Genomic DNA, 22,890 nt, shown 5'->3' with positions numbered 1-22,890 from the left:
CAGCGGGTCGGGCGGGTTGAGCGGGGCGAAAACGGGTATGGCGTAGGCGTCCGCGGGTAAGCAAGCGCTCAGAAAGTATCCCGCATCACAGCGGCGGCCTGGTGACGCGCTCCGCTACGTGCGGGTAACTTCCCAGGGGGCCCGGCGACGGCCCCACGCCGCGCCGGCCGGCGCCGCACCTGCCGGCCGGCGGTCCCGCCGCCTCGAAGAGGAGTGTCGCGATGCCCGAAGCCGTCATCGTCTCAGCCGCCCGTTCGCCCATCGGGCGTGCCTTCAAGGGCTCGCTGAAGGAACTGCGCCCGGACGACCTGGCCGCCACCATCATCAGGACCGCGCTGGAGAAGGTGCCGCAGCTCGACCCGCGCGACATCGAGGACCTGATGCTCGGCTGCGGCCTGCCCGGCGGCGAGCAGGGCTTCAACATGGCCCGGATCGTGGCCGTGCGGCTGGGCATGGACCACCTGCCGGGCTGCACCGTCACCCGCTACTGCTCCTCGTCGCTGCAGACCACGCGGATGGCGCTGCACGCCATCAAGGCGGGCGAGGGCGACGTGTTCGTGTCGGCGGGCGTGGAGATGGTCTCGCGCTTCACCAAGGGCAACTCCGACAGCCTGCCCGACACGATGAACCCGCTCTTCGACGAGGCGCGGGCGCGTACCGAGAAGCGCGCCGAAGAGGGTGGCGGGCAGTGGCACGACCCGCGCGAGGACGGGGCGGTGCCCGACGCGTACATCGCGATGGGCCAGACGGCCGAGAACCTGGCGGCGCTGAAGGGCATCAGCCGCCAGGAGCAGGACGAGTTCGGCGTCCGCTCGCAGAACCTCGCGGAGGAGGCGCTCAAGAACGGCTTCTGGGAGCGCGAGATCACCCCGGTGACGCTGCCGGACGGCACCGTGGTCGCCAAGGACGACGGGCCGCGCGCGGGCGTCACCATGGAGGGCGTGGCGGGTCTGAAGCCCGTCTTCCGCCCCGACGGCACCGTGACGGCCGGCAACTGCTGCCCGCTCAACGACGGCGCCGCCGCCCTGGTGATCATGTCCGACACCAAGGCGCGCGAGCTCGGCGTCACCCCGCTGGCCCGGGTGGTCTCCACCGGCGTCTCCGGGCTGTCCCCGGAGATCATGGGCTACGGCCCGGTGGAGGCGTCCAAGCAGGCGCTCAAGCGGGCGGGCATGGCCATCGGCGACATCGACCTGGTGGAGATCAACGAGGCGTTCGCCGCGCAGGTCATCCCCTCCTACCGGGACCTGGGCATCGACCTCGACCGGCTGAACGTCAACGGCGGCGCGATCGCGGTCGGCCACCCCTTCGGCATGACCGGCGCCCGGATCACCGGCACGCTCCTCAACAGCCTTCAGTTCCACGACAAGCAGTTCGGCCTGGAGACGATGTGCGTCGGCGGCGGCCAGGGCATGGCGATGGTGATCGAGCGGCTCAGCTGAGCCGAGCCGAAGCGAGCCGAGCTGAGCTGAAGCGAGCCGAACCGGGCTGAACCGGGCTGAGCTGGGCCTTGTCACGGCGCGCGATGACGCGACTTCTTTGTGTACGCAGTGTGACGTAAGTCGCAATCAAATTGCCCCCGGGACGTGATTTTCCCGGGGGCGTTCGCGTTTTCCCAGGTCAGATCGGGTGTTACGGAACCAGGCAAGGGGGCAGACCTGTTCAATTCATGACGTTCCGCACTGCAAAGGCCAGGGGTTTACCGGCAGAGTGAGTGAGGGGGAAGTTTCGCCCACCGTCCTGGTGGGCATTGCTCGGGTCGCATCAGTCGGGAGTAGCTCAGTGAGTGTGAACTTCACCGTCCTGCTGGTCGCCGCGGGACTCGCCGCGGCCGCGGGCGCCGCCGCCCTGCTCACCGCCCGCGGCACCCGCCGCGAACTGTCCGCCCTGCGCCGCGATCTGGGCGGGCTGAGCGTTCCCGGGCCCCGGGACAGCGCGGGTGACATCCGCACCGCCGTCGCCGAGGCGCTCGCCGACGAGCGCGAGCGCGAACTGGCCGAGGCGCGCGCCTTCTGGGCCGAGCAGGAGGCCCGGGAGAGCGCCGGTGACACCGGACTGCCGCGCGGCCCCTACGGCGCGTCCAGCGGCGGTCCTGGCGCCCTGGCGGACGATCCCGCCGACCTCGCCGGCCACCGCGACTACGAAGTCCCGCCGGTGCTGCCCTACCTGCCCCGGCAGGCCGACTTCGCCGGGATCGAGCCCGGCGGCCCGGACGCCGTCGCCTTCGAGGCGGCTCTCGACGCCGCCGCCGACCCCGAGGCCCCGGACGCCCCCGAGACCGCGCGCCCCGACGCCACCCGCCCCGCGCCCGGCGCGATCCCGCACCCCTCGGGCCCGGACTTCGCGCCCTCCCCGGTGGTCGCCTCCCCGGACCAGACCGCGGACCGCCTCTCCGACCTCGCCGACGGACGTATTCCGCTGTCCGACGTCCGGCCCGGCCCGCTCGGCACCCTCGACGTCTACGTCTTCGCCGACGGCACCACGCTCTGCATGACCCCGGGGCACCGCGAGACCGCCCTCAAGCTCAGCGAGGCCCTCGACCGCGGCGAGGTCCCCGTGCTGCGCGGCGGCTCCGCGATAGCCGGCGCCTACGCCCTGACCTTCGCGTGCGGCGACGAGGCCGTGTACGTGCTCGCCGACCGCGTGGTGGCGTCGCTGTAACGCCCGGGCCCGGCCGGCACCGGGCCTGCGACGCCCCCGCGGGCGCCGCGAACGCCCAAGGGGTCAGCCGATGCTCTTCGCGGCCCGTGCCACCCGCTCCAGCGCCTCCGTCACGACCGCGGCAGCCCTGTCGGGCTCGACCGAGCCGAGGGCCATCGCCAAGTCATGGCCGGCGACCGCGAGTTGATCGCCCACGATGAACATCCCGTCGTTCGGCATGCGGTGCGGCGCGCGGTCCGGGAACTCCAGGGTCTCCGCCTGGACGGCCAGCCAGCGCGCCAACTCCAGTGCCTCGGCGGCCGCTCCGCCCTGGAGCCTGCGTTGCGGGAGCGACCGCAGCCGCCCGGCGAGACGGTCGACGGCGGTGTGCAGCGCGGTGCGATCGGACATGACCGCGACCCTACCCGCGCGCCCGGCGCACCCGCGCGGTGCGGCTTCGCACCGATATCCGCACGCCCGGGATGGTTGCCAACGAACGACCTCTCGGGCACGGTGGGGTGACCGGACCGCACACCGGAGGCGCCATGTACCCCACGCACATCTCCGACGAAACCCACCGGAACCTGATCGACCGCATCCCGCACTGCACCGGCCGCGAGGTCAGCGAGTGGCTGCGCGACCTCGCCGACGGACCCTCCCTCCTCCGCTTCGACGAACGCGTGAGCTGGCTGCGCAGCGAGCACGCCCTGTCCTACGGCCACGCCAAGGCCCTCGTCCACGAGTACGACCTGCGCCGGGCCAGGCGCAACCTCCTGTAGCGGCTGGCCCGGACTCCGCCTGGGTCCGTCCGGACCCCGCCTGACTCCGTCCGGCTCGGTCCGGTTCCGTCCGCTCAGTCGCGCAGGATGGAGATCAGGCGCAGGAGTTCGAGGTAGATCCACACCAGGGACAGCGTCAGGCCGAACGCGGCGAGCCAGGCGTGCTGTTGCGGTACTCCGTGCCGGATTCCGTCCTCGACCTGCTGGAAGTCCAGCGAGAGGAAGAAGGCGCCGAGGAGGATGCCGAGCACGCAGAAGGCGATGCCGAGCCCGCCGGTGTGAATCCCCAGCGTGTCGCCGCCGCCGAAGGCGGAGAAGAGCAGGTTGACCACGATCGCGATCAGGAAGGCGACCGAGACCGCCAGCCCGATCCTGCGGTAGCGCGCGGTGACCCGGATGAGGCGGGTCCGGTAGGCGAGCAGCATGCCGCAGAAGACCGCCACGGTGCCGAGCACCGCCTGGACCGGAGCGCCCTGCCACGCCTCGTTGTAGGTGCGGCTGAGGACGCCGAGGAAGACGCCTTCGAAGAGGGCGTAGCCGATGATCAGGGCGGGCGACGGCGTCCGCTTGAACGACTGCACCATCGCGAGCACGAACGCGATGACCGCGGCGCCGATCGCGAGGCCGTACCGCTCGGGCAGCGCGAACCAGCCGAGCAGCACGCCGAGTACGACCATGCCGAGGGTCGCCGCGGTGCGGGTGACGACGTCGCCCATCGTCATCCGGCCGGTCCGCGCGGCCCCGGCGGAGGGGCGGGCGTACATCGTCTCCAGCTGTGCGGCCGTCAGGTCCCGCGGCTGCTGGGAGGCTCCGCCGCCCTCGGTGAAGCCGCGGCCGGTCAGCACGGGGTTGCTGCTCTTCATCACGGTCCTCCGATGCCGCGCGCTGCGGCTGCCCCCAGGGTAGGTGCAGGTCAAAAGGGCCGCATGGCGGCGGAGAAGGGGTGGAGGCGGGGCCGACACGGGGCGGGGCCGGTGCGGTTCAGCGCCGCCGGCGGCGGAAGAGACCCCTGCGGGCGGGCCGCGGCGGCGGGCCGGCGGGTTGTCCGGGCGCGGCCGGCGGCGGGTCGGATGCGGTGCCCGCGTGCGTGCCTGACCCCGCGTCCGTGGCCGCAGTCGATTCCGAGGCCGCGTCCGTACCCGTATCCGAGTCCGTGCCCGTGCTGTCGGGCTCCTGCTCGGCGCGCCCGATCGCGGCGAGCAGGTCGCGGGCCAGGTCCGTATAGGTCGCGTCCAGCCACGGGCACAGCAGCACCAGGCGGCACAGGGAGCCCAGCACGGTGACCTCGCGGGTGCGGTACGCCTTCGCCGCGGCGAGCATCCGCTCGGTGATCCGCAGCCCGACGTCCTCGCGCACGGAAGGGTCGACCCAGGCGGTGGCCACCATCGCGAAGGAGGCCGTCTCGGCGAGCCAGTCCTCGGGGCCGTCGAGCAGGTCGAGCAGCACCGAGCGGCGCATCGACCGCGGCCACGGCTCGTCGGTGCGGTGGTGGGCGACCCCGAGGCAGGCGAAGGTCTGCACCGCGCGGACCCACAGCTCCGGGCGGTACGCCCGCAGGTGGCGGCCCTGCTCGTCGTCGGGCGGCTCGGGCGGGTGGACCATGACGCCGAGCAGGTCCGCCAGCGGCAGGCCGGACAGCCGCACCCCGTGGTCGTAGGCGGCCGGGATGTGCGGCCAGGACGCTGCCGCGGTGTCCCGTACCAGCCGCGCGGCCTCGGGGGAGGGCGGGGGCACGGCCGGGTGGGCGATCAGGCCGTCGTACGCCCACAGGGTGCGGCCGACCGCGCCGACCGGCTCGCGCGGGTCGGGGTCGCCGACCGAGCGGCCGGCCACCTCGCCGTTGGGGAAGGACATCAGGAAGGTGAGCACCGCGCTGGGTGGCTCGATCATCGACGCGGTGAGCTGCACCTGCCGGCCGCGGGCGGCGTCCGCGTCCGGGCTGCGCAGGAGCTGGTGCAGCACGTTGACGGTGGCCTCGGTGGCGCCCGCCACCACGCCGAGCCACGGCTGCCACTCGCTGTGCCGGGCCAGCACGGTCGCCGCGTAGGAGTGGTCGGGGTGCGCGCGCAGGTGGTCGGCGAGGGCCAGCAGGTGGGCGGCGTCGCCGTCGGCGGCGTACCGGACCCCGAAGACGGCCGGGCCCGCCTGCGGGTCGTCCGGGCGCGCCGCGGCGGCCCGTTCGGCCCACGGCAGGCCCTGCGCGGCCCGCCCGGTGGAGGCGTACAGCTCGGCGATGTCGACCATCAAGGACAGGTCGGTGGCGTCCCTGGCGATCTCCTCGCGCCATACCCGCAGCGCGTCGTCGGGCCGCCCGGCCGCCCGCAGCGCGTAGCCGAGCATGATGCTGGGGATGTGGTCCGGCTGGAGCCGGTGCGCCCGCTCGGCCCAGGCCACGGCCTGGTCGGTGGCGCCGATCCGGCGGGCGAGCGCCGAGCCGATCGCGGCCAGCCGCGCGTCGTCCGGGTGCTGTTCGACCACGGCGGCGACGAGTTCGTGGAAGGGCGCTATCGCCTCGCGGCCCGGTTCCGGCAGCGGGTCGGGCAGCGCGGTGACCATGTGCGCCAGCGCCTGGGTCACCACGTCGGCCGACAGCAGCCCGGGCAGCGCCTCCTGGCCGAGCCAGGCGACATGCGCCCACGGGTGGTCGTACCGGGCCCGGATCGCGCCCGCGATCAGCAGCACCGCCTCGCCCCACTCCTCGCAGGCGGCGAGCAGGTGCGCACGGCAGACCACCGCGCCGACGAACGACCGGTCCGGCGGGAAGAACACCAGGGCCGCGGCCGGTCCGCCGGCCCGCCCGGCCAGTTCGGTGAGCGCCGCGTGCGCGTCGGGCAGCCGCGGATCGGCGGCGAACGCGCTGCCCAGGTGGTCGGCGGCGTGCGTCAGGTCGCCGCCGTCCATGATCAGCCGGGCCAGTGCCACCTCGCCCTCCGCGGCCAGGCGTTCCGCTCCGTCGTCCCGGTTCGGGTCCGTGCCGTGCGTGTGCCGTTCGTCCATCTGCCCCCACCCCTCGGTCCCGCGTGGGCCGCACCCGGCCGGCGTCCCGGGCCGCGCCATCGGCGGCGCCCCCCGGCGTCGCCCCGTGCGGTGTCCCGGGCGGTCCTCCGGCCGGTGCGCGCCGACGATGCCGCCAGTGCCGACGGTATTACCCGAGCGCCGCGCCGCGGCACCGGGGTGATGGCACCGTGACCCGCGGTACGGCGACCAGGGGCCCGTATCGCCGGCGCGGACCGGGCCCGTGTCGCCGACACGACCGGTATGAGGTGGACGCCGGCGGCCGGGCGCGGTATCACTGAGGGGTGGAGACGAACACGCGTTCGAACATCAGGGAGCAGGCCATGCCACGCCCCGACCACATCCGCGCCCTGCACACGGCGCTGCTGACCGCCCTGCGCGGACTGCCGGTCTTCCCGCTGTCCCGCACGAAACTCCCCGCCGTCCGCTCCCCGCACCGCGACGAGCCCCGGGCCACCGACTGCCGCGGTGCCTGCGGCCGCCCCGGCCACGGCGTGCACGACGCGACCACCGACCCCGACCGCATCCGCGCCCTGTTCGCCCTCGCGCCCTGGGCGACGGGTTACGGCATCGCGTGCGGCCGCGCCCCGCACCACCTCGTGGGCCTCGACCTCGACGTCAAGCACGGCACGGACGGCATGGCCGCGCTGCACGCCCTCGCCGAGCGGCACGACTTCGCCGTGCCGCGGACCGTCACCGTCCTCACCCCCAGTGGCGGCCGCCACCTGTGGCTGACCGCGCCCGGCCCGGTGCCCAACTCGGCCGGCCGGCTCGCCCCCGGCATCGACATACGCGGCGCCGGCGGCTACGTCGTCGGCCCCGGCTCCCGCACCGTCGCCGGCCACTACCTCCTGGAACCCGGTACCGCGCAGCACCCGCTGGCACCCGCGCCGCGCGCACTGCTCCTGCTGGCCGCCCCGCCCGAGCCGCCGCCCGGCCGAGAGCCCGCCCCGCCGGCCCCGCGCCATCCGGCCGAGAAGCGCGCCGCGGCCCTGATCCGATTCGTCCTCGACTCCCAGGAGGGCGAGCGCAACGGCCGTCTGTTCTGGGCGGCTTGCCGCGCCTACGACGCCGGCCTCGGCGACGCGCTGGCCCCGGCGCTGGTGACGGCCGCGGTCCACACGGGCCTGAGCGAACGCGAGGCGGCGGCCACCGTCGCCTCCGCGGGCCGGCTGCGCGCGTCGGCGGAGCCGTAAGGCAAGCGTCCGTGGAGCCGTAGGGCAGGCCTTCGGCGCTAGGCCAGCCGGGACCTGCGGTGGTCCGGGAAGCGGTCGGCGTCCGGGTCGAGGAAGTCGATCAGGTTCATGAGCGCGATCTGCAGCGCCACGAGCCGGGGGTGCGGCTCGGTACGGGAGGCCAGCCGGCGGACGCTGTCCGACAGCGGCTCGAACCACGACGCGAAGTCAGGGTCGGTGTCCAGGCGCCGGCAGAACTCCGCGTACCCCAGGCACTGGTCGTCGCCGCCACTGGTCAGCAGTTCTCCGAGGGCCCGCTGGTCGCTCCGGAATATCCGGAAGTGGGGGTCGTCGTAGCCGTCGCTGTTGAGCACGTTGCTGATCGCCGTCAGATGCCGGACGACGGTCCGGGAGCTCTCCCGGTTGCCCAGGTCCAGGAACTGGATACGGCGCCGCAGCAACTCCACCTGACCGAGGTACTCGCCCGCGACGTGCAGAGTGCTCCGGAGCGCGTAGTCGCGATCGCGGTCGTGGCCGTGCGTGTAGTAGACGTTCAGGAAATCCCTGTCCACGATGTTGAACAGGCGCGACTGGAAGTCGAACGCCGCCCACAGCAGCGGATCTCGGCGCTGGCTCATCAGGTCCTGGTGCTCGGCGAGCTTCGACTGCGCCGCGCCCTGCTGCTCCAACTGCGCCGCGAGCACGGTCTGTTTCCGGCTGAACCGGGCGCTGACCAGGATGCTTGACAGGGCGACCACCCCGGAGAGCGAGGCCACCACCAGCTCGGTGTTCATACGCCAGGACGCTAGCGCTGCCCACGACCACCGTGAAAGGGGCGGCGCGAACGCCCTGGGGGGCCTTACGACGCGACCAGGCCGGAACCCGAGAAGCGCCGGGGTGCGTACCCTCAAGGAGCGGGCGAGCGCGTGATAGGTCTCCGGCCGCCCGGTGCGCCCACGTTCCAACCTCATGACCACGCCCACACTGAGGCCGGAACGTTCGGCAAGACCCTCCTGCGTGAGGCCGCGTCGTAGCCGGGCCGCGATCACCGTCGGCTAGCGCATCGCGAGCAGCCTCAGGAGACCTGTCACCGCGACACCCGCGACGATCTCCCGCCGGTCGATCATGTCCGTGACCGCGTCGAGGTGATGCCACTCGATCCGGTCCGCCTCGTGCGTATCAATCGGGTCCGCGACCCGCACACCGTCCCGCGCGAGGAAGACGTGATGCCGGGCGTCGCTCATGCCGCCGATGGGCTCGTTGTAGGCCAGCGGCTCCAGTAGGCCCGGATCGACCCGATACCCGGTCTCCTCCAGAACCTCGCGGGCCGCGGCGTCCGGCAGCGCCTCGCCGTTCTCCACGATGCCGCTCGGGATCTCCCAGCTCCACGAGCCCGTGGCAAAGCGGTGCCGCCACATCAGGAGCACTTCGTCGTCACGGAGCAGGACGGTGGCGGCCACCGGCGCGAACTTCACGAGGTGGTGCTCGTACCGCTCAAGGCCGGGCGGTTCGACGTCGACCAGGTCCAGGCTCACCCAGGGACTCGTGTAGATCGTGCGGGTCCCGTGGACCGTCCACTCGCTCACCGCACCTCCGGACGCCGCCGCAGTGATCACGTCAGCCTGTCACAGGCCGTGACCCTCGCCCACCCCCAGGCTGCTCACCCTGTGAGTGAAGACGACTGCCCCACACGGCGGTTGGGGAACGGTCGCCTGACCGGACGCGACCCGAGGCTCCCGTGCCGGGCATGCGCCAGGGCCCCGGGCTTGGTGAGACAGCTTGCCCTTCACCCACCCCGTCGGCCGCGGCTGCCCAGCTTCGCTGACCTGGTCCCGGAATGCCTCGGGGGCGGTCTCAACGAGGAAGCGTCCGTGCCGCCGGGGCCCCGTGGGGCCCCGCAGCGCCAGATGGTGTCGCCCGATGCCGGCCGTTCTCACTGGTGGAGGGACCAGCGAGAGATGGTGCCCGGAGCCGGACTTGAACCGGCACGCCCTCAAAGGGCAGCGAGGTTTAAGCTCGCCGTGTCTGCGTTCCACCATCCGGGCCGGCGGGGCGCAGAGAAAAGCGTATCCGGGTTGAGAGTCGTGAACAGGGCGCCTAAGTGGCCATGTTGTCTTATTTTAGGGGTTACTGACGTGCGGTCAGGGCGCCGCCCGCGGTCTCGTCGCACCACAGGCGGCATCCCAGCAGCATCAGACCTCACGCACAAGTGACGTGAAATCGCTCTCCGCAACCGGAGTTCGGGCTTGTCGAACGGCTGTCGAACGCGTCACGACAGCCACGCCGAGCGGGTGGCGGGCAGCCCGGCCCGGCCGACCGGGTCGGTGCGCACCGCCATCACCTGGTTGACGCCGATGCGGTTGCGTTCGAAGGACAGCGCGGACGCGGCCATGTAGAGCCGCCACACCCGGGCCCGGCCGGCGCTGGTCGCGGCGACCGCCTCCTTCCAGTGCGCCTCCAGGTTCGCCACCCAGGTGCGCAGGGTGCGCCCGTAGTGCTCGCGCAGCGCCTCCACGTCGCGCACCTCGAAGCCCGCCTCCTCCAGTCGGCCCACCGTGGTGCCGACCGGGGAGAGTTCGCCGTCGGGGAAGACGTAGCGGTCGATGAACTCGTCGATCCGGTACTCCTCCTCGCTGCGCAGCGGGCGGCGGGCGATCTGGTGGTTCAGCAGCCGGCCGCCCGGCTTGAGGAGGGCGTACAGCGTCCGCGCGTACTCCAGGTAGCGCTCGCTGCCGACGTGCTCGGCCATCCCGATCGACGAGATCGCGTCGTACGGGCCGTCCTTGACGTCGCGGTAGTCCTGCACCCGGATCTCGATACGGTCGGCGAGCCCGGCCTCCGCGATCCGCTTGCGGGCGAAGGCGGCCTGCTCCACGGACAGCGTGATCCCGGTGGCCCGCACTCCGTAGTGCCGGGCCGCGTGCAGCACCATGGAGCCCCAGCCGCAGCCGACATCCAGCAGCCGCTGTCCCTCCTGCAGCCCCAACTTGCGGCAGACCAGGTCGAGTTTGGCGTACTGCGCCTGTTCCAGGGAGATCCCGGCGGCGCCGACCGGATCGGTGCCCTCGGCGGACGCGCCGGCCACCGACTCCGCGGTCGCGGCCGCCGCGGCCCGCCTGCGCGCGGTGTCGGCGCTGACCTGGTCGCCCGCCTCGTCGCCCGCCTCGGCGGCGCCGAGGCCGGAATCGGCCCACAGCGCGCACGAGTAGACCATGGACGGGCCGAGCACGATCTCGTAGAAGGCGTTCCCCACGTCGTAGTGGTGGGCGATCGCCTCCTTGTCGCGGCGCTTGGTGTGCGCGAGACCGGTGCGGCGGCGCACCTCCTCGGGCGGCGCGGAGGGCGGCAGCCCGGCGCCGGCCAGGGACAGCACGCTGCGGATCAGCCGGTAGGTCGCCGGGTCGCGCAGGGCGACCGCGGCCTGGCGTACGACCTCGCCGCGGCCGGCCGCCGGGTCGGGTTCGCCGCGCTCCCAGATCAGCCCGGAGAGCGTGTCGAGCGCGGTGTAGAGGTCGCCGTCGACGTCGAGGTCGCCGGCCACCCACGCTCTGGCCAGGCCGAGTTCGCCCGGCCGCCACAGCAACCGGCGCAGTGCCCGGCGCTTCCTGAAGACGAGTGCGGGTGCGCCGACCGGTCCCGCCTCACTGCCGTCCCAAGCGCGCACGCGCAACGGGAACGGGCCGGGAAGAACGTGCTCGGCGATGTCGAGGATGCGATGAGCCGCGTCAACCATGGATCTGAGCGTACGACTGAAAATCGCACTTGAGGCGCCTGACGCGGAAATCTACGTTGCGGATACACGCAGTTGGGCCGGAAGAGGTGGAATGCCCCTCTGCCGGGCACGTCGCCGCCCGTCGGGAGGGGTGCTGTGCGCCGGCCGGCCGGGCATACGGAACGGGGCCGTGAGGGGCATGGGCGGGGATGCGCGGCGCGGGGTGCGCGGCAGGGCGTACGGCACGGACCCGGGCGGGTGCGCGGAACCGCGTACGGCCCGGGCGTGCCAAGGGAGTTCGCGCGGGCACGCCGAAGGGCGCCCGCACCACGGATGGCGGGCGCCCTTCGAACCGCGCTTCTGCTCCTGCCGAGCCCTGCTAGGAGGCGACCTTCTCCGCGTCGGTGGCACCCTTGGCCGCGCCGGCCCCGGTGCTACCGGTGCTCTTCTCGGCGGCGGGCGCCGGGATCGGCCGCGCTGCCTCGTAGAACTCCTCGCGGGGGTTCTCGATCGCGCCGAGCGAGACGACCTCGCGCTTGAGGAACATGCCGAGCGTCCAGTCGGCGAAGACCCGGATCTTGCGGTTCCAGGTCGGCACGGCGAGGCCGTGGTAGCCGCGGTGCATGTACCAGGCGAGCCGGCCCTTGAGCTTGATCTTGGTCTTGCCGACCACGATCATCGCGACGCCCTTGTGGAGGCCCAGGCCCGCGACCGCGCCCTTGTTGGCGTGCTTGTAGTCCTGCTGCGGGAAGCCGCGCATCCCGGAGACCACGTTGTCGCCGAGCACCTTCGCCTGGCGCAGCGCGTGCTGGGCGTTCGGCGGGCACCAGGCGCCCTCGCCCGCGGCGAGGTCCGGCACCTGGGCGTTGTCGCCCGCGGCCCAGATGTAGTCGGTGCCCTGCACCTGGAGGGTGGGCGCGGTGTCCACGTGACCGCGCGGGCCCAGCGGCAGGCCGAACTTGGCCAGCGCCGGGTTCGGCTTCACACCGGCGGTCCACACGATGGTGGAGGCGTCGACCTCGAGCCCGTTGGCGAGCACCACGTGCTTGTCGACGCAGCTCTTCATGGAAGTGCTGAGGTAGACCTCGATACCGCGCTCCTGGAGGTGTTCCAGGCCCCACTTGCCGAGCTGCGGGCCCACCTCGGGGAGGATCTTGTCGGCGGCGTCCACGAGGATGAAGCGCATGTCCTCGCGCTTGACGTTCGGGTAGTACTTGGCCGCGTCGCGGGCCATGTCCTCGACCTCGCCGATGGTCTCCGCGCCGGCGAAGCCGCCGCCGACGAAGACGAAGGTGAGCGCCTTGCGGCGGATCTCCTCGTCGGTGGTGGAGTCGGCCTTGTCGAGCTGCTCCAGGACGTGGTTGCGCAGACCGATCGCCTCCTCCACGCCCTTCATCCCGATGCCGTTCTCGGCCAGACCCGGGATGGGGAAGGTGCGGGAGACCGCGCCGAGCGCGATCACCAGGTAGTCGAAGGGCAGCTCGTACGACTCACCGACCAGCGGCTCGACCGCAGCGACCTTGCGGTCCTGGTCGATGGTCGTGACCCGCCCGGTGAGCACCTCGACCCCGGGCAGCACGCGTCGCAGCGGGACGACGACATGCCGCGGGGAGATGCTGCCTGCTGCGGTTTCGGGAAGGAAGGGCTGGTACGTCATGTACGAGCGCGGGTCGACAACCGTGACGGTCGCCTCGCCGTACCGCATCTTCTTCATGATGCGGCGCGCCGCGTACAGGCCGACGTAACCGCCGCCTACTACGAGAATCCGTGGACGCTCCGTGGTGCTCATGGTTCGAGTATCCAACACGTCCGGGGGTGTACCTCGTGAGCCCCTTCACAAGGGTATGGACACCCTCTGCTACACTGCGCACCTTCACGGCCCGGGGTGGCGCGGAAACCGAGCGCCCAGGGCGGCCACCAGCCGTTATACACGTCGCTGAGCAGCGTCGATCGCCGGCCCGTCCACTGTCGTTCTCCCCTCCGCAACGCCCCGGAAACACGGATGGCCCAGGGATTCAGGGGGATTTGGGGCCCAGGGGGCCGGAAAGTTGACCCACTGGGCGGGAACTTCATGTGAAGAGTTTCACAAAGGATTCCGCGTGCCCATGATCCGGACGGGCCGGCACCCCGTCCGGCGCGCTCACCAGGGAAGTTCGCGGTCTCAACTGAGCGCGCGGGCCCGCCTCCAGGGTGCCTGAGCGGCGCGTAAGCCCCGGCCTCCAGGGTGCCGGGGCTTACCGGGGCTACCGGACACGGGCCGGCTCGGCCGTAGGGCGTCGTCACGGCGCCCGCGCGGGCCGGGCGCGGTCACGCGCCGCGTCGGGCCGCGCCCTCGGCCGAGGTCTCGGCCGCGTCCCCGCTGTCGTCCTGCGGATGCTCCTGCTCCACCAGGCGCCGCCGGCGCCGCTTCATCAGCGCCCACCGCCCGCGCGGGCCTGCCGAGACGGCATGCGCGGCCGCCACCTCGGTGCCGGCCTCCGACGCCGCCTCGGCCGCCGCCTCGGCGACCGGCAGGAAGCCCTCGCCGCGCCGTGCGTCCGGCCGCTCGTCGGCCTCCGGCCACAGTCCGAGCGAGGCACACAGCGTCGGCAGGATCGCCATCGCCGCCGTCGCGTAACCCTCCGCCGAGGGATGGAAGTTGTCCGGCCCGAACAACTCGCGCGGCCGTGCCTCGAACTCCGGGCCCAGCAGGTCGCCGAGCGAGACCGTACGCCCGCCCAGGTCCACCACCGCGATGGTCTGCGCCGCCGCGAGCTGCCGGCTGGCGCGCCGGGCCAGCCACCGCAGCGGCTGGTAGACCGGCTCCACCGAACCCAGGTCGGGACAGGTGCCGACCACCACCTGGCTGCCGGCGTCGCGCAGCCGCCGTACCGCGTCGGACAGCAGCCGCACCGAGGTGGACAGCGGCATCCGGCGGGTCACGTCATTGGCGCCGATCATGATCACGGCGACTTCGGGCGGCGGCAGCGTGGAGTCCAGCAGCAGCGAGACCTGCCGGTCCAGGTCGTCGGACTGGGCGCCGGGCAGCGCCACGTTCATCAGCTTCACCGGCCGCTCCGCCACCGCCGCGAGCCCCGAGGCGAGCAGCGCCCCCGGGGTTTCCCGGGCCCGCCGCACCCCCTGTCCCGCCGCGGTGGAATCGCCCAGAAAGCCCAACCGGAGCGGAGCCTCGTCCGTACGGTGGGCGAACGCCGACCCGTACCGGCCGTCGGCCCGCGGCGGTACGTCGTCCGACCCGCCGACCATCCGCTTGGCCAGCCGTGCCTCCGTCAGCAGCAGCCCCACCGCGGCCCCGCTCAGCAGGCTGATTCCGCCACCGCCGAACGCCGCCGCGGTCGCGATCCGCCGTGCCACCCTCGCCCTGGACATCATCGAGTCGGCCACCTCCCTGGACTATCCGGACACCACCATGCGCCACCGCGCACACACGTTCCCCCGCCACACGCCGAAGACCGGGCACCGACCCGCCGCGACGCACGCCACGCGTGACATCCCTTTCCCACGTCAACGTGACACCCCTACCCACGTCAACGCCGACCGCAGCGTCCGCGTTTCCACCAGGCTCTAACCTGGTGCCACCATCTCGGAGAACCCGGAGACACACGGTGCAGTTTCACGACTCGATGATCAGCCTCGTCGGCAACACCCCGCTGGTGAGGCTCAACAGCGTGACCGCGGGGATCAAGGCGACCGTCCTCGCGAAGGTCGAGTACTTCAACCCCGGAGGCTCGGTCAAGGACCGCATCGCCCTGCGGATGATCGAAGCCGCGGAGGAGAGCGGTGAACTGCGTCCGGGCGGCACCATCGTGGAGCCGACCTCCGGCAACACCGGAGTCGGCCTGGCGATGGTCGCGCAGCGCAAGGGCTACCACTGCGTCTTCGTCTGCCCGGACAAGGTCTCGGCGGACAAGATCAACGTCATGCGCGCCTACGGTGCCGAGGTCGTGGTCTGCCCGACCGCCGTCGACCCCAGTCACCCCGACTCGTACTACAACGTGTCCGACCGGCTGGTGCGCGAGACGCCGAACGCCTGGAAGCCGGACCAGTACAGCAACCCGAACAATCCGCTGTCGCACTACCACTCCACCGGTCCCGAGCTGTGGAAGCAGACCGAGGGCCGGATCACCCACTTCGTGGCCGGCGTCGGTACCGGCGGCACCATCTCCGGCACCGGCCGCTACCTCAAGGACGCCAGCGACGGCCGGGTGAAGGTGATCGGCGCCGATCCGGAAGGGTCCGTCTACAGCGGCGGCTCCGGGCGCCCGTACCTGGTCGAGGGCGTCGGTGAGGACTTCTGGCCGACCGCCTACGACCGCGAGGTGGCCGACGACATCGTGGCCGTCTCCGACAAGGACTCCTTCCAGATGACCCGTCGGCTCGCCCGCGAGGAGGGCCTGCTGGTCGGCGGTTCCTGCGGCATGGCGGTCGTCGCGGCGCTGGAGGTCGCGGCCCGGCTCGGCCCGGACGACGTGGTCGTGGTGCTGCTGCCCGACAGCGGCCGCGGCTACCTCTCGAAGATCTTCAGCGACGAGTGGATGAGCTCGCACGGCTTCCTCGACGAGAACGAGGGCGAGCCGCGGGTCGTCGACGTGCTCGCGCACAAGGACGGCGGACTGCCCAACCTCGTGCACATGCACCCGGACGAGACGGTCGGGCAGGCGATCGAGGTGCTGCGCGAGTACGGCGTCTCGCAGATGCCCGTGGTCAAGCCCGGCGCCGGGCACCCCGACGTCATGGCGGCCGAGGTGATCGGCTCGGTGGTCGAGCGCGAACTGCTGCACGCGCTGTTCACCAAGCGCGCCGCCCTGGACGACCCGCTCGACAAGCACCTGTGCCCGCCGCTGCCGCAGGTCGGCTCCGGGGAGCGGGTCGGCGACCTGATGACGGTGCTGGAGAACGCGGACGCGGCGATCGTGCTGGTGGAGGGGAAGCCGACGAACGTCGTGAGCCGGCAGGACCTGCTCGCCTTCCTCGCCGGTCACGGCGGTTCCTGAGGGGTTGCGCGCATCGGGTGGCGCCGGTGCGCGCCGCTCGGGCCGCGCATTCCGCGAACTGGTACGCCCGCGACACGTCCACGCAGCACGCGCTTAACACGGGTCCGGCAGATTGGGCGATGTCGAAAGCGCGGCCGGTTCGCCCGGCCGCATCGGCACCCAAGTGGCGCCAAGGCTTCCGGAGCGGCTCCCGGACTCCATGGTGACCCTGGACGCGCAGGCCCGGCCCTGACCCGGCACGCGTCCCGGCGAGGACCGCCGTCGTCCCGCCCCCCGGGCAGCAATGCCCCGGGGGTGCGGCGGTCCTCGCCCCATTTTTTTTGGGCTCGCTCGCCTCTTTTTCGCTCGCTCGCGACCCGGGGGAAGGGGCGCCCTCAGAGCGAGGTCTTCCGGGTGGAGGATCACGGTCGTTCGTGGCCGGGGAGCCGTGGGGTGCTCAGGACCAGTCGTCGCGGTCGGGGTGGCGGTCCTTGGAGAAGAAGCTGCCCATGCCCTGGGCGAGGTTGACCGCGACGATGCCCGCCCAGCTGATCAGGAGCCCGGTGGTGCCCGCGTTGACCGCGCCGATCGCGGAGAGCGGGATCGCGGCGATCATCGTGAACCCCGCGAAGCCGTAACGGGCGAAGCGGGGGTTGCTCTGGGGCGGTCCGATCGGGCGGCGGTCGGCGCGCGCCGACGACGTCTGCTGCTGGGCCAGCTCGCGGCGCACCCGCTGCTCGACGCGGCTGTCCACGCGCTCGGCCACCTTCTCCATGAACGAGTCGACCAGTTCCGACTCGTATTCCTCGCCGAGTGTCTTGCGCGCCTGCAAGGTGGCGGCGAGTTCCTTCTTCAGTTCCGGGTCGCGGGCGTCCATAGGGCAACCGTAGGAGGCGCGGCGCTTGGGCGACACTGGGGCTAACCCCCGGTTTTCCTGGGGGCGGGCTGCCCAGTAGGAGGATTCCCATGGCATCGGTGCCGCTGCTCACCGCCTTGCACGGAGGGTCGGACCGTCCGGACGCACTGCGGGTCGACGGCAGGGCGTGCAGTTACGAGGAGTTGCTGGGCGCCGCGGGGGCGGTCGCCCGGCGGGTGTCGGGGCGGGAGGCGTTCGCGGTGGAGGCCGGCGCGTCGCTGGAGACGGTGGCGGCCGTGGTGGGCGGGCTGCTCGCCGGGGTGCCGGTGGTGCCGGTCGCCCCGGACGCGGGACCGGACGAACGGGCGCACGTCCTGCGGGACTCCGGCGCGGAACTGCTCCCCGTGGACTTCGCGGAGCGCGCCGACTTCAGCGCGGCGGTCGATGACGCGGGGGAGCCGGACGCGGGCGGCGGGCGGCCGGCGCTGGTGCTCTACACGTCGGGGACGACCGGCCCGCCCAAGGGCGTCATGCTCTCCCGCGCCGCGATCGCCGAGGACCTGGACGCGTTGGCGCGGGCGTGGGAGTGGACGGCGGACGACACCCTGGTGCACGGGCTGCCGCTGTTCCACGTGCACGGCCTGGTGCTCGGCGTGCTCGGCGCGCTGCGGGTCGGCAGCCGCCTGGTGCACACCGGCCGCCCCACCCCGGCGGCGTACGCGGCGGCCGGCGGCAGCCTCTACTTCGGCGTGCCCACTGTGTGGCACCGGGTGGCGCGCGAGGAGGCGGCGGCCCGCGCGCTGTCCGGGGCGCGGCTGCTGGTGTCGGGGAGCGCGCCGCTGCCCTCTCCGGTCTTCGCCTCGCTGGCCGAGTTGACCGGGCACGAGCCGGTCGAGCGCTACGGCATGACAGAGACGCTGATCACCGTCTCCGCCCGGGCGGACGGCCCGCGCGCCCCGGGTGCCGTCGGTGTCCCGCTGCCCGGGATCGCCACCAGGATCGCCGAGTCCGCCGACGGCATCGGCGAACTCCAGCTCACCGGCCCCACCCTCTTCGACGGCTACCTCGGCCGCCCGGAGGCGACCGCGGCGGCGTACACCGACGACGGCTGGTTCCGTACCGGCGACATCGCGGCGATCGATCCGGACGGCACGCACCGGATCGTCGGCCGTGCGTCCACCGACCTGATCAAGTCCGGCGGTTACCGGATCGGCGCGGGCGAGGTGGAGAACGCGCTGCTCGCCCACCCCGCGGTGCGCGAGGCGGCGGTGGTCGGCGCGCCGCACACCGACCTGGGGCAGGAGATCGTCGCGTACGTGGTCGCCGACGGGGTGAGCGCGAGTGAACTCACCGACTTCGTCGCCTCGCGCCTTTCGGTGCACAAGCGGCCGCGGCAGGTCCGTTTCCTCGGTGAACTGCCGCGCAACGCGATGGGAAAGCCGCAAAAACGGTTGCTCCCGCCGCTGTGATCGGGGTAGTCATACCGGGTCCTTCTGCTCGCGCGGCTGCGTCGCGCAGGAGTTGCCCGGGGGTGGTGGTTTGCCCCTTGCCGGGCGGCAAGTAAGATCTGGGTCACAACCCACCCATATGAAAATCTCCGGCCGGCGCGCGCGCCGTTCGGGTCGCCGATGCCCGGGAACCGCTCCAAAGGGTGGCGGTGATACGTCCTGCCATGGAGGCAGCACCGCATGTTCCACCGCATCGGACGCGCAGTCGTCCGCCATCCCGTATGGACGATCGTCGCGTGGCTCGTCGCCGCCGTCGCGATCGTCGCTACTGCGCCGAGCCTGCCGTCCAACAGCGACGAGAGCAGCTTCCTGCCCAGTAGTTACCAGTCGATCAAGGCGATGGACCTCCAGGAGAAGGCGTTCCCCTCGGCCTTCACCCCGTCGGCGATCGTCCTCTACCAGCGGAGCGACAACGCGCCGCTGACCGCGGCCGACAAGGCCGACATCACCAAGATCACCACCGCCCTGGACGGCAAGCACATCGACCAGGTGCAGAAGGTCGTCGCGGGCACGGAGTCCAAGGACGGCAAGTACGACACGGCCTATGTCCAGATGGACAAGAAGTCCCAGGGGCAGCCGAAGCAGGCCGACGCGGCGAAGGCGCTGCGCACGGACTCCAAGGACCTTGCCAAGGGCACCCATCTGAAGGTCCAGGTCGGCGGTCAGGCCGCGCAGAACCTCGACCAGCAGGACGCGGGCAACACCTCCGACGCCGTCGCGCTGATCGGCTCGCTGCTCATCATCATCATCACGCTGCTGATCATCTTCCGGTCCCCGCTGATCGCGATCATGCCGCTGGTGATCCTGATGGGCCTGGTGTTCACCACGTCCAACGGCCTGATCGCCTACGCCACCAAGCTCTTCGGCCTGCAGGCCAACAGCTCGATCTCCGCGCTGCTGATCGTGGTGGTGCTCGGCGTCGGCACGGACTACTTCCTGTTCCTCATGTTCCGCTACCGAGAACGGCTGCGGGCGGGTGACGAACCCAAGGAAGCGATGATCAACAGCGTCACCAGGGTCGGTGAGGCGATCGCCTCGGCGGCCGGTGCGGTGATCATCTCCTTCCTGGCGCTGGCCCTGTCCACCCTGGGCTTCCTCACCCAGTTGGGCCCGGCGCTCGCCATCCTGGTCGCGGTCACACTGATCGCAGGTCTCACGCTCTTCCCGGCGATCTGCTCGCTCATCCCGCCGAAGGCACTGTTCTGGCCGGGCAAGAAGTGGCACCTGGAGCCGTCCGGCACCCGCTTCACCTCGATCGGCCGGATGCTCGGCCGCCGGTCCGGCCTGGTCGCCATCGTCTCCGGCCTGGTGATGCTGCTGCTGGCGCTCGGCACCCTCGGCTACAAGGCCGACTACGACCTCGCCTCCGGGTCCATCCCCAAGACCAAGGAGTCGATGGTTGTCCAGGACAGCATGCAGAAGGCGTACTCCGCCGGTGCTGCCGATCCGACCTCGGTCTTCCTCACCAGCACCGACGGCAAGCCGCTGAACGGTGTCGACTTCACCGCGTACAAGGACAAGCTGAGCCAGGCCGACGGCGTCGCCAGCGCGACCTTCGACCAGAGCACCGGGCTGAACAAGGACCACACCACGGCCCTGTTCAACCTGACGCTGAAGTACTCCGGTGCGAGCGACAAGGCCATCGCGGCGGTCGGTGACGTCCGCACGGCCGCCAAGAACAACGCTCCGCCGGGAACCGAGGCGGTGGTCGGCGGCACGTCCTCGATCTACCGGGACATCAACGCGGCCGTGAACCACGACTACCGCACGGTCTTCCCGGTGGCCGCGATCCTGATCATGGTGATCCTGGGGTTGCTGCTGCGCAGCATCGTCGCGCCCTGGTACCTGATCGCCTCGGTGGCCCTCGGGTTCGGAGCGACGCTCGGTGCCACCGTGCTGATCTTCGGCCGCGGCAGCGGGCTGATCTTCATGCTGCCGATCATCATGTATCTGTTCGTGGTGGCGATCGGAACGGACTACAACATCCTGATGATCGCCCGGCTCAGGGAGGAGGCCCGCGAGGGCCGCGAGCCACGCGAGGCCGCCGCGGAGGCGCTGCGGCACGCGGGTCCGACGATCGCCTCGGCCGGGTTCATCCTGGCGGCGACCTTCGCCACCCTGATGCTGTCCGGGAACTCGTTCCTCACCGAGATGGGCTTCGCGATCGCCTTCGGCATCGTGGTCGCGGCCTTCGTGATGGCGATGTTCTTCACGCCGAGCCTCACCGCGCTGATCGGGCACGCCGCTTGGTGGCCGGGTCACGCGGACCGCGCCGTCGGCTCGGACGACGCCGGTGTGGTCGCCGCGGGCGCCGGCGGGGGCTCGTACGACGCGCCGGAGCTGGACGAGACCGGGCGGCGGTAGGCAGCGCCGAGCGGAAGTTATCCACAGGGGCCGGACGGGTGGGAACACCTGTCCGGCCCTTCGGCTACGCTGACACCGTCACGGATTGATTGCGGAGCGTGAGCGGATTCGGGCTCTTCGCTGCGCGGGCTGACGGTTTGTCGTACGGGGCCGGCGCCGGGGCGGGCGGGTGTTCGGGCGGTCCGGCGGGCCAACGGGTGGATCGATGTGCGGAGTTGCCGGGGGAGGCTGAAATGGCGGGGGAGCGGGGAATGGAGCGGGTCGCGGCGCCGGAGTGGCGGCCGCTGGAGGTGGAGTTGCCGTCGGCGCGGTGGCGGCGGCGGGTACTGGCGGCGCCGGGGCTCGCGCTGCTCGGAGTGGCGCTGCTGGTGGCCGGCGTGTGGCTGGACGACCGGAAGGGCCGGCGGGAGGAGGCGCTCTGTCACCAACTGGGCGTGCCCTGGACGCAGTTCCTGGTGGGCTACGCGGCGCTGCTGTGCGGGGTGGCGGCGTCGGTGCTGTGCGTGCTGTTCTTCCGCACGGCGGCGCGGGCGGGCGTGCGGGGTGCCGAGTCCTGGCAGGGCACGCTCGCGCTGTGCATATGCGTCGCCAACGCGGTGGCGCTGCTCATCGAGGTGGTCGCGGTCTACGGAGTGCACGCCGAGGCCGCCGATCCGTACTGGCGGTGCTCGGGAGCGCCCGCGCTTGCCGGACTGCATACATTCATGCAGAGTCATGTCCTGTGAATAGACTGGTCGGCGGGGCCCCTGGGCTGCCCCGGCCGGGCGGTTCGGACCAGGGACGGACGGGCATGGGCAGTGCTGACGGGGCGGACAAGGCTGACGGAGCCGGCGGCGGTGCCGGGGCGGACCGTGCGGGCGCCGCGAACGGCGTGAACGGCGTTAACGACGCGGGCGAGGGTAATGACGCCGGCGCCGGCAGCGATGCCGGTGGCGTGAACGGCGCGAGCGGGAGCGACACGGGTGGTAGCGCCGCGGGCAGGAGCGCGGGGAGCGGTGCGTCCGCGCGGCTGCTGAAGCTCTTCGAGGCGCACCGGCTGACCCCGACCCAGCGGCGCATCGCGCACTGCCTGGTGCGCCAGGCGGACGAGGCGGCCTTCCTGTCCAGCGTGGAGGTCGCCGAACTCGCCGGGGTCAGCCAGCCGTCGGTGACCCGGTTCGCGGTCGCCCTCGGTTTCGACGGGTACCCGGCGCTGCGCAAGCACCTGCGCGAGGTGGCGCCGGCGCCCGATCCGGCCGGCGCGACCTCGTACAACGAGTACCAGCAGGCGGTGCACGCGGAGATCGAGAACCTGCGGCACCTGGTCGAGCTGCTGGCCGACCCGGAGCCGGTGGCCAGGGCGGGGGCGGTGCTGGCCGGGTCCAGGCCGCTGCCGGTGCTGGGGCTGCGGGCGGCGGGCGCCCAGGCGTGCGGGTTCGCGTACTTCGCGGCGAAGGTGCACCCCGATGTGCGGCTGCTGGACGAGGGCGGCACCATGCTCGCCGACCGGATCGACGCCGCGGTCCGGGCGGGCGCGAGCGCCCTGCTGTGCTTCGCGCTGCCCCGGCACCCGCGGGAGGTGGCCGACGCGCTCGGCTACGCGCGGGCGGCCGGGCTGACCGTGGTGACCGTCGCGGACAGCGCGTTCGCACCGGTGGCCGCGCACAGCGACCTGCTGCTGCCCGCCGCCGTCGGCACCGGGCTGGCCTTCGACACGGCGTGCGCGCCGATGCTGCTGGGCCGGGTGCTGCTGGAGTCGATGTGCGACGACCTGCCGGACGCGCAGGCGCGGTTGGAGGAGTTCGACGCGCATGCCGCGGCCCGCGGGGTGTTCATGGAGTGAACGCCCCCGCGGGCCGCGGGTGGTGCTGGTGCTGGTGTCGGTGTCG

General features: G+C 72.4%; 18 protein-coding genes, 1 tRNA gene and 1 pseudogene. 9 read left to right on the top strand and 11 right to left on the bottom strand.

What is annotated here, in order from left to right; all coding sequences use genetic code 11:
• Positions 1-221: 221 nt before the first annotated feature.
• Together OG370_RS15995 and OG370_RS15990 are read left to right on the top strand one after the other, a co-directional pair.
• Entirely contained in the window at positions 222-1,442 is a 1,221-nt protein-coding gene (locus OG370_RS15995) for an acetyl-CoA C-acetyltransferase (protein WP_328464793.1), read from the top strand.
• Between the two features lie 340 nt (positions 1,443-1,782).
• Positions 1,783-2,661, top strand: a complete 879-nt coding sequence (locus OG370_RS15990; RefSeq protein ID WP_328464791.1) for a hypothetical protein — start codon at positions 1,783-1,785, stop codon at positions 2,659-2,661.
• 63 nt (positions 2,662-2,724) lie between these two features.
• Here the strand turns inward: OG370_RS15990 and OG370_RS15985 are convergent, their stop codons facing one another.
• Positions 2,725-3,051, bottom strand: a complete 327-nt coding sequence (locus OG370_RS15985; RefSeq protein WP_328464789.1) for a hypothetical protein — start codon at positions 3,049-3,051, stop codon at positions 2,725-2,727.
• A 134-nt stretch (positions 3,052-3,185) separates the two neighbouring features.
• Between OG370_RS15985 and OG370_RS15980 the strand changes: the two genes are divergently transcribed.
• A complete protein-coding gene (locus OG370_RS15980; RefSeq protein WP_328464787.1) occupies positions 3,186-3,419 on the top strand; it encodes a DUF4287 domain-containing protein in 234 nt (77 codons plus the stop codon).
• A 74-nt stretch (positions 3,420-3,493) separates the two neighbouring features.
• Here OG370_RS15980 and OG370_RS15975 read toward each other — a convergent pair whose 3' ends face one another.
• Both OG370_RS15975 and OG370_RS15970 read right to left on the bottom strand, forming a co-directional pair.
• On the bottom strand, positions 3,494-4,282 hold the full coding sequence (locus tag OG370_RS15975) for a Bax inhibitor-1/YccA family protein (RefSeq protein ID WP_328464785.1): 789 nt from the start codon (positions 4,280-4,282) through the stop codon (positions 3,494-3,496).
• 118 nt (positions 4,283-4,400) lie between these two features.
• Complete coding sequence (locus tag OG370_RS15970) at positions 4,401-6,416, bottom strand: tetratricopeptide repeat protein (protein WP_328464783.1); 2,016 nt, start codon at positions 6,414-6,416, stop codon at positions 4,401-4,403.
• Positions 6,417-6,757: 341 nt separating this feature from the next.
• On the opposite strand from OG370_RS15970, the gene OG370_RS15965 reads away from it, so the two are divergent.
• A complete protein-coding gene (locus tag OG370_RS15965) occupies positions 6,758-7,630 on the top strand; it encodes a bifunctional DNA primase/polymerase (protein WP_328464781.1) in 873 nt (290 codons plus the stop codon).
• A gap of 38 nt (positions 7,631-7,668) precedes the next feature.
• On the opposite strand, the gene OG370_RS15960 is transcribed toward OG370_RS15965, so the two are convergent.
• The 7 genes and pseudogenes from OG370_RS15960 to OG370_RS15930 form a co-directional block, all read right to left on the bottom strand.
• The gene (locus OG370_RS15960; RefSeq protein ID WP_328474898.1) at positions 7,669-8,403 is read right to left on the bottom strand and encodes a hypothetical protein; all 735 of its coding nucleotides are present in this window, start codon (positions 8,401-8,403) and stop codon (positions 7,669-7,671) included.
• 108 nt (positions 8,404-8,511) lie between these two features.
• Positions 8,512-8,658 (bottom strand): annotated as a pseudogene (locus OG370_RS15955) (helix-turn-helix domain-containing protein); the annotation flags it as partial.
• A gap of 6 nt (positions 8,659-8,664) precedes the next feature.
• Complete coding sequence (locus OG370_RS15950; protein ID WP_328464779.1) at positions 8,665-9,195, bottom strand: NUDIX hydrolase; 531 nt, start codon at positions 9,193-9,195, stop codon at positions 8,665-8,667.
• A 373-nt stretch (positions 9,196-9,568) separates the two neighbouring features.
• Positions 9,569-9,654 (bottom strand) — tRNA-Leu (locus OG370_RS15945).
• A 224-nt stretch (positions 9,655-9,878) separates the two neighbouring features.
• A complete protein-coding gene (locus OG370_RS15940; RefSeq protein ID WP_328464777.1) occupies positions 9,879-11,342 on the bottom strand; it encodes a cyclopropane-fatty-acyl-phospholipid synthase family protein in 1,464 nt (487 codons plus the stop codon).
• Between the two features lie 358 nt (positions 11,343-11,700).
• Positions 11,701-13,110, bottom strand: a complete 1,410-nt coding sequence (locus OG370_RS15935) for an NAD(P)/FAD-dependent oxidoreductase (protein ID WP_328464775.1) — start codon at positions 13,108-13,110, stop codon at positions 11,701-11,703.
• A 518-nt stretch (positions 13,111-13,628) separates the two neighbouring features.
• A complete protein-coding gene (locus tag OG370_RS15930; RefSeq protein ID WP_328474147.1) occupies positions 13,629-14,690 on the bottom strand; it encodes an SGNH/GDSL hydrolase family protein in 1,062 nt (353 codons plus the stop codon).
• A 236-nt stretch (positions 14,691-14,926) separates the two neighbouring features.
• Between OG370_RS15930 and OG370_RS15925 the strand changes: the two genes are divergently transcribed.
• Positions 14,927-16,315 (top strand): cystathionine beta-synthase, encoded by a 1,389-nt coding sequence (locus OG370_RS15925; protein WP_328464773.1) that lies wholly within the window; start codon positions 14,927-14,929, stop codon positions 16,313-16,315.
• Positions 16,316-16,751: 436 nt separating this feature from the next.
• On the opposite strand, the gene OG370_RS15920 is transcribed toward OG370_RS15925, so the two are convergent.
• Entirely contained in the window at positions 16,752-17,171 is a 420-nt protein-coding gene (locus OG370_RS15920; RefSeq protein ID WP_328464771.1) for a hypothetical protein, read from the bottom strand.
• Between the two features lie 89 nt (positions 17,172-17,260).
• Between OG370_RS15920 and OG370_RS15915 the strand changes: the two genes are divergently transcribed.
• From OG370_RS15915 to OG370_RS15900, 4 genes are all read left to right on the top strand, one after another.
• Positions 17,261-18,619: an acyl-CoA synthetase gene (locus OG370_RS15915; protein ID WP_328464769.1), complete on the top strand. Its 1,359-nt coding sequence runs from the start codon at positions 17,261-17,263 to the stop codon at positions 18,617-18,619.
• A 219-nt stretch (positions 18,620-18,838) separates the two neighbouring features.
• Positions 18,839-21,022, top strand: coding sequence for an MMPL family transporter (locus OG370_RS15910; RefSeq protein ID WP_328464767.1), 2,184 nt, complete (start codon positions 18,839-18,841; stop codon positions 21,020-21,022).
• Positions 21,023-21,255: 233 nt separating this feature from the next.
• Positions 21,256-21,747: a hypothetical protein gene (locus tag OG370_RS15905; RefSeq protein ID WP_328464765.1), complete on the top strand. Its 492-nt coding sequence runs from the start codon at positions 21,256-21,258 to the stop codon at positions 21,745-21,747.
• Between the two features lie 65 nt (positions 21,748-21,812).
• A complete protein-coding gene (locus tag OG370_RS15900) occupies positions 21,813-22,844 on the top strand; it encodes a MurR/RpiR family transcriptional regulator (RefSeq protein ID WP_443060681.1) in 1,032 nt (343 codons plus the stop codon).
• Positions 22,845-22,890 lie beyond the last annotated feature (46 nt).

It is taken from the genome of Streptomyces sp. NBC_00448 (assembly GCF_036014115.1).
In the GTDB taxonomy this organism is placed as follows: Bacteria; Actinomycetota; Actinomycetes; order Streptomycetales; family Streptomycetaceae; genus Actinacidiphila.
The sequence above is the reverse complement of the archived record's forward strand: the minus strand, read 5'-3'. Positions and strand labels throughout refer to the sequence as shown.